This is a genomic window from Mesorhizobium sp. M7A.F.Ca.US.005.03.2.1 (genome assembly GCF_003997795.1).
GTDB classification, from domain to species: domain Bacteria; phylum Pseudomonadota; class Alphaproteobacteria; order Rhizobiales; family Rhizobiaceae; genus Mesorhizobium; species Mesorhizobium ciceri.
This window is the reverse complement of the sequence record NZ_RZRP01001218.1, coordinates 1-1352: the sequence shown is the minus strand read 5'-3', so window position 1 is coordinate 1352 and position 1352 is coordinate 1. Positions and strand designations below refer to the sequence as shown.

Annotated in this window: 1 protein-coding gene and 1 pseudogene; both read right to left on the bottom strand. The window is 63.6% G+C overall.

The window, feature by feature from the left end:
- Nucleotides 1–370, bottom strand: a 370-nt coding sequence (locus tag EN991_RS36425; RefSeq protein ID WP_206519332.1) for a gamma-glutamyltransferase, incomplete at its 3' end; no start/stop codon positions are given.
- 308 nt (nt 371–678) lie between these two features.
- Nucleotides 679–1352: pseudogene (locus EN991_RS36420) on the bottom strand (sugar isomerase); the annotation flags it as partial.

The window sequence follows — 1352 nt, the reverse complement described above, 5'->3', positions numbered from 1 at the left end:
TCGCCGGGTTGCCGTCCTTGTCGAGATACATGGTTTTTGTCGCCGCCAGCGGCGCCCGCTCGCGGAAATCGAGAAAGGTCGATTTGCCGTCCTTGAAGCGGATGGTCATGAAGCCGCCGCCGCCGATATTGCCGGCATTGGGGTAGACGACGGCGAGCGCATAGCCGACGGCAACCGCCGCGTCGACAGCATTGCCGCCCTTCTTCAACACCTCGATGCCGACTTCGGACGCCAGATGCTGGGCCGTCACCACCATGCCGTGCTCGCCCTTGGCCGGCGCCGGCGAGGCGGCGAAGACACTCGTCAACGGCGCCAGGACAAAGGTGATGGAAAGACTGGCGGCGATCAGTGTCCGACGGTTGAGAGGCATGGCGGTTCTCCGGGCGGGGGGATGCCTAGAAGACCGTGTTGGACGGATCGAGTCCACTAACAATTAAGGGAGCACGAGAAAGAGCCCCCTCACCCGGATTGCCAACCGAATTGCGAAGGGCAATTCGGGGCAATCCGACCTCTCCCCGAGGGGAGAGGAGGTGTCAGCGCTGACGCCAGTCTCTTCTCCCTGCGGGGGTGAGGCGTGGTCCGCGCAGCGGGCGAAAAGCCAACTGCTTGGCTTTTCGAACAACGAACGCCCGGAGGGCGGTGGCCGCAAAGCGGCCGGATGAGGGGGCCGGCTCGGCCTCAGACAATGCCCCCCGAACCGCCAGCGACTGCAGGGCGTTCCGCTGCAACCTTGGCGCGGTAACCCGCCGCTCGATAGGCGGCGACCGGGTCGATGGCGCCGCCGGTCTTCAGCCGCGCCATGGCGAGGATCGGCTCGACATCGGTGCGGTAGGCCGCTTTCAGCGTCTGCGTCGCCATCAGCGCGTCATTGCTATCCTGAAAATCTTCCAACGCCTTGCGGTCGACCAGCAGCGCCTGCGCATAGGCGCGCTGCACCTCGACCGCCGATAGCATCAGGCTTTCGATCGGATCGGTGACGTTGTGGCTCTGGTCGAGCATGTGGGCCGGGTCGAACCCCTCGGCGCCGGAAAGTTCGGCGTCGACCAGTTCGTTGAAGACGAGAAACAGCCGGTAAGGATCGATCGAACCGGCGTCGAGATCGTCGTCGCCATATTTCGAATCGTTGAAGTGGAAGCCGCCGAGTTTTTTGAACTGGATCAGCCGCGACACGATCATCTCGATGTTGACGTTTGGGGCATGGTGGCCGAGGTCGACGAGACAGAACGCCTTGTCGCCCAGCTCCTGCGCGATCATGTAGTTGGTGCCCCAGTCCTGCACGACGGTGGAATAGAAGGCCGGCTCGTACATCTTGTGCTCGCTGAACAGCTTCCAGTCGGCGGGCAGTCCGGCGT